The 5,315-nt window shown below is 68.7% G+C and carries 5 protein-coding genes; 2 read left to right on the top strand and 3 right to left on the bottom strand.

Features of this window, described 5'->3' with window-relative positions:
• The 3 genes from VGC18_RS00755 to VGC18_RS00745 form a co-directional block, all read right to left on the bottom strand.
• The coding region (locus tag VGC18_RS00755; protein ID WP_331093206.1) for a DEAD/DEAH box helicase at positions 1-1,634 on the bottom strand (1,634 nt) is incomplete at its 3' end.
• A 68-nt stretch (positions 1,635-1,702) separates the two neighbouring features.
• Complete coding sequence (locus tag VGC18_RS00750; RefSeq protein WP_331093204.1) at positions 1,703-2,206, bottom strand: flavin reductase family protein; 504 nt, start codon at positions 2,204-2,206, stop codon at positions 1,703-1,705.
• A 23-nt stretch (positions 2,207-2,229) separates the two neighbouring features.
• Positions 2,230-2,847 carry a superoxide dismutase gene (locus VGC18_RS00745; protein ID WP_331093202.1) on the bottom strand — a complete coding sequence of 206 codons (618 nt, stop codon included), beginning with the start codon at positions 2,845-2,847 and terminating at the stop codon, positions 2,230-2,232.
• 157 nt (positions 2,848-3,004) lie between these two features.
• Between VGC18_RS00745 and soxR the strand changes: the two genes are divergently transcribed.
• Together soxR and VGC18_RS00735 are read left to right on the top strand one after the other, a co-directional pair.
• On the top strand, positions 3,005-3,490 hold the full coding sequence (gene soxR, locus VGC18_RS00740) for a redox-sensitive transcriptional activator SoxR (RefSeq protein ID WP_331093208.1): 486 nt from the start codon (positions 3,005-3,007) through the stop codon (positions 3,488-3,490).
• A gap of 68 nt (positions 3,491-3,558) precedes the next feature.
• Positions 3,559-5,106, top strand: coding sequence for an SDR family NAD(P)-dependent oxidoreductase (locus VGC18_RS00735; protein ID WP_331093200.1), 1,548 nt, complete (start codon positions 3,559-3,561; stop codon positions 5,104-5,106).
• Positions 5,107-5,315: the final 209 nt, after the last annotated feature.

The following is a 5,315-nucleotide window of genomic DNA, read 5'->3' as shown; positions in this document are numbered from 1 at the left end:
TCGAGAGTCGCCTCGACGATCGAGATGACGTCGAGCGCATAGTCGGCCGAGTCGGGATCGAGCAGCTCGAACGCGGCGAGCGCGAAGGGCGAAAGCGGCTGGTTGAGCGCGAAGTTCGGTTGGAGATCGACCGTGAGGCGCACCCTTCCATCGGCCTGCTCCACGACGCCCGCGGTCAGCAGGGTGCGGTAGATGCCCAAGGCGCGCCGCGCGAGGGCGAGCTGCCGCTTCCACGACTCGTGGTTGTCGAAGATCAAGGCCCGCAGGTGCTCGTACACGTCGCCGCCACGGCCGATGACGTTGATCATCATCGCGCTGGTGATCTGCATGCTCGAGGTCAAGGTCTCGGGTTCTGCCTCGATCAGCCGATTGAATGACGGTTCGCCCCACGAGACGAACCCTTCTGGCGCCTTCTTGCGCACGATCTTGCGACGCTTCTTGAGGTCGTCACCGGCCTTCTCGATGGCCTTGAGGTTCTCGGTCTCGTGCTCGGGGGCTTGCGCGACGACCGTGCCTGCCGTGTCATAGCCGGCGCGTCCGGCCCGCCCCGCGATCTGGTGGAACTCGCGCGCATTGAGCTGCCGCATGCGTGTGCCGTCGAACTTCGTGAGGGCGGTGAGCAGCACGGTGCGGATCGGCACATTGATGCCGACACCGAGGGTGTCCGTGCCGCAGATGACCTTGAGCAGCCCGCGCTGGGCGAGCTGCTCGACCAGCCGGCGGTACTTGGGCAGCATCCCGGCGTGGTGGACGCCGATGCCCGAACGGATGAGCCGGCTCAGGGTGCGCCCGAAATTGGTCGTGAACCGGAAGTCGCCGATCGCCTCCGCGATCTCGTCCCGCTGCTCACGGCTGGCGATCTTGATGCTCGTGAGCGCCTGGGCGCGTTCGAGGGCGGCCAGCTGGGAGAAGTGCACGATGTAGATCGGCGCCTGGCCGGTGGCGAGCAGGTCCTCGACGGTCTCGTGCACGGGTGTCGTCGCGTAGGAGTAGTGCAACGGGACGGGCCGGTCCACCCCGGTGACGACGGCGGTCTCCCTGCTGTTGCGGGTGGACAGGTCCTTCGCGAGCCAGTCCACGTCGCCGAGGGTCGCCGACATGAGGATGAACTGCACCCGCGGCAGGGCGAGCAGCGGCACCTGCCAGGCCCAGCCGCGATCGGGGTCGGAGTAGAAGTGGAACTCGTCCATGACCACCTGGTCGACCGGCGCGTCCTCCCCCTCACGCAGGGCGAGGTTGGCGAGGATCTCGGCCGTGCAACAGATGATCGGGGCATCCGCGTTCACGCTGGAGTCGCCGGTGACCATGCCGACGTTCTGCGCGCCGAAGACCTCGACCAGGCTGAAGAACTTCTCCGAGACCAGCGCCTTGATGGGCGCCGTGTAGAAGGTGCGCCTGCCCTCGCCGATGGCCGCGAAGTGCGCGGCGATGGCCACAAGCGACTTGCCGGTTCCCGTCGGCGTGCTCAGGATGAGGTTGGCGCCGGAGACGATCTCGATGATCGCCTCGTCCTGGGCCGGGTAGAGGCTCAGCCCGCGCTCGGCCGCCCACTCCACGAAGGCCGAGTAGACGGCATCCGGGTCGTAGGTCGGTGGCAGGCGCTCGAGCAGGGGCGTCCCGGGCGTGGTGGTCATGAGTCAACCGTGCCACACCCGGGAGCCCCCGATATCCCCGCGGCCATTCCAGATGCCCGGGGCCCCTCCTACAGGACGGTCTCGCCGCCCAGGGAATGGAACAGCCGGTCGTGATAGACCAGCGGCGTGCCCGGCTCGCCCTCGATGACATCGAGCACCTCGGCGACGACGAGGGTCGACGAGCCGACGGCGACCTGATGGATGGGGCGAGCGAGCATCGCGACCGGCGCGGACGCCAGGAGCGGCTCCCCCGTCGGTAGGGTCGTCCACCGCTGCTCCGCCGTGAAGCGCGGCTCCCCGGAGCGGGCGAAGGCCCTGGCCACCTCGACGTTCTCCGCCCGCAGCAGGTGCACCACAAGGCGATCGGCCGCGAGGATGTCGCCGGCCGAGCCGCTCGACCGGGTCACCGAGAAGACCAGGGTGGTCGGATCGACGGCCACCGAGGCGACGCTCGAGGCCGTCAACCCGACCGGACCATGCGGGCCGTTCGCGGTGATCAACGCCACCCCGGCCGGATGGCTCCGGAAGGCCGCCTTGAACCTGTCCGCCATCGTCGTCTCGACTGCTGTCATCGTCTCTTCCTGGCCGGCCCCGCTCAGGCCGGGAGGACCGTCGCGGCCTGCGCGGCCGCAAACCGCTGCTGCACGTCGCTCCAGTTGACCACGTTCCAGAACGCCTTGACGTAGTCGGCACGCACGTTCTTGTAGTCGAGGTAGTAGGCGTGCTCCCAGACGTCGAGCTGAAGCAGCGGGACCACCCCGAGCGGGGCGTTCCCCTGCTGGTCGAAGAGCTGGAAGATGACGGGCCGCGCACCCAGTGCGTCCCACGCCAGCACCGCCCAGCCGGAGCCCTGCACGCCGAGCGCCGTGGCCGTGAAGTGGCTCTGGAACTTGTCGAAGGACCCGAAGGCGTCGTCCACGGCCGCGGCGAGCTCCCCGGTCGGCCGGTCGCCGCCATCCGGGGACATGTTGGTCCAGAACACGGAGTGGTTGACGTGGCCGCCAAGGTTGAAGGCGAGGTCCTTCTCGAGCTTGTTCACCCCCGCGAGGTTGCCGGTGTCCCTGGCCTCGGCCAGCTGGTCGATGGCCGTGTTCGCCCCGGTCACGTAGGCCTGGTGATGCTTGTCGTGGTGCAACTCCATGATCGTTCCCGAGATGTGGGGCTCCAGGGCGGAGTAGTCGTAGGGAAGAGGCGGCAGTGTGTAGGCGGTCATGATTCTTCTTTCCTGTTGTCGGTGGTTCGACGCGGTTCGTTTCGGGACAGGTGAGGACCCGGCGGGCGAATCGCTTCTTCAGGTTAAAACCTAAACCTCACTTGAGGTCAAGCTATACTCGTCGCACATAATCGACGGAAGGGGTGGACGGGTGGCGATCTCGACAGAGGGCGGCTCGACGGCGGGTGATTCCCCAGCGGCGGCTCATCCCTCGTCGGACGATCTCCTCACCGTCGGTGAGATCAGCAGGAGGACCGGTGTCGCCGTGTCCGCCCTCCACTTCTACGAGAGGATGGGCCTCATCGTCTCGCAGCGGACGAACGGCAACCAGCGCCGCTTTCCCCGCCACATGATCCGTCGCATCTCCCTCATCGTGATGGCCAAGCGCGTCGGGATCCCGCTGACGGACGTGCAGGAGGTGTTCTCCACGGTGCCGCTGGACCAGACGCCGACCCAGGCCGACTGGCAGCGCATGTCCCGTGCCTGGAGGGCCGCGCTCGAGGAACGCCGGCTCGCCATCGAACGGCTCGAGCGCGAGCTGACCGGATGCATCGGATGCGGATGCCTGTCGATGAAGGCCTGCCGGCTGCTCAACCCCGACGACGAGCTCGCCGCGGCGGGTCCGGGCCCCCGGCTCCTGTGATCGCCCCGTGCTCGTGATCGCCTGGTGCCCGTGATCGCCCCGTCCCCGCTCCCGACGTAGAATCTCCTGTGCCCTCCGACCCCGCCATCGACCCCGCAGACCTCGAGGTGACCCTGAGGGTGCTTGCGGCGATGGACGGCATCGACGAGGAGCACCCCGACTTCGTCGCCGTTCGCCGGGCGACCGCACGGATGTTCAAATCGGTCAAGAAGAGCCGCCGCCTCGAGAAGCGGGCCGAGGTCGCCGAGGCCGACAGGCGAGTGGTGGCGGCGACCGCGACGGGAGCCCCGGACCGGATCGACGACGAGACGCGCGGCATCCCACTCGCCATCACCGTCGCCGCCCCGACGGCTGGCACCCTGATCAAGTCGCGGCCGTGTTACATCTGCAAGCAGCACTACACGCAGGTCGACGCCTTCTATCACCAGCTGTGTCCCGACTGCGCGGCCAAGAGCCACGCCAAGCGGGACGCCCGCACCGATCTCACCGGAAGGAACGCCCTGCTCACCGGCGGCCGGGCCAAGATCGGCATGTACATCGCCCTGCGCCTGCTCAGGGACGGCGCGCACACCACCATCACCACCCGGTTCCCCCGTGATGCCGTGCGCCGGTTCTCGTCCCTGCCCGATTCGCGGGACTGGCTGCACCGCCTGCGGGTGGTCGGCATCGATCTCAGGGACCCCGCCCAGGTGGTCGGCCTGACCGAGACGATGATCGCGGCCGGACCGCTCGACATCCTCATCAACAACGCCGCCCAGACCGTGCGCCGTTCGCCGGGCTCGTACGCCCTTCTGGCCGAGGCGGAGTCCGAACCGCTTCCCGACGGTCCCCTGCCGGAGCTGCTGACCTTCGGCCACACCAGTGACGCCCATCCGCAGGCGCTCGCCGCCTCCGTGGCGAGCCATCCTCTTCTCGCCGGCGCGGCCTCGCTCGGCAACACCGATCTCGGCATCACCGATCTGGGGGCCGCCCAGCTCGGGGTCACCGGCCTCGAGGAAGGCGACCTCGGGGCAGACCGGTTCAGCGCCGCCGGTCTGACCGAGCTCGCCCTGGCGGCCGGATCCTCCTCGCTCGCCCGGCTCGCCGCGGGGACGGCGATCGACGCCGGCGGCCTCGTGCCGGATCACCACGATTCCAACAGCTGGACCCAGTTCGTGCACGAGGTCGATCCGCTCGAGATGCTCGAGGTGCAGCTCGCCAATGTGACGGCGCCGTTCCTGCTGGTCTCCCGCCTGCGGCCGGCGATGGCCGCCTCGTCGGCGCGGCGCACCTACATCGTCAACGTCTCGGCGATGGAGGGGCAGTTCGGTCGGGGCTACAAGGGGCCGGGGCATCCGCACACCAACATGGCGAAGGCCTCGCTCAACATGCTCACGCGGACGAGCGCGAAGGAGATGTTCGAGACCGATCGCATCCTCATGACGAGCGTCGATACCGGCTGGATCACCGACGAGCGCCCGCATCCCACGAAGGTGCGGCTGGCGGAGGAGGGCTTCCACGCCCCGCTCGACCTCGTCGACGGCGCGGCACGGGTCTACGACCCGATCGTGCGGGGCGAGGGCGGCGAGGACCTGTACGGCGTCTTCCTCAAGGACTACGAGACGGCCGCCTGGTAGCCGCCACGGTCCTTGCCGGACGGTGATGCCCCTCACGCCGCCGACTCCTCGCTATCGCCGGGTCGCATGGTGACCCGGGCCTTGCCGAGCCGCCGCCAGGTCTGATCCGGGTCGAGCTCCGGTGGGGCGAGCAGCCAGGGTCTGCCGTCGACCATCGTCATGGTGAATCCGGAGGCATGCAGCAGGTGATGGTGGGCGGGGCAGAGCAG

The sequence above is a fragment of the Lacisediminihabitans sp. genome (genome assembly GCF_036404185.1).
GTDB lineage: Bacteria > Actinomycetota > Actinomycetes > Actinomycetales > Microbacteriaceae > Lacisediminihabitans.
Note: the sequence above shows the minus strand (reverse complement) of the source record. Positions and strands in the feature narration are given on the sequence as shown.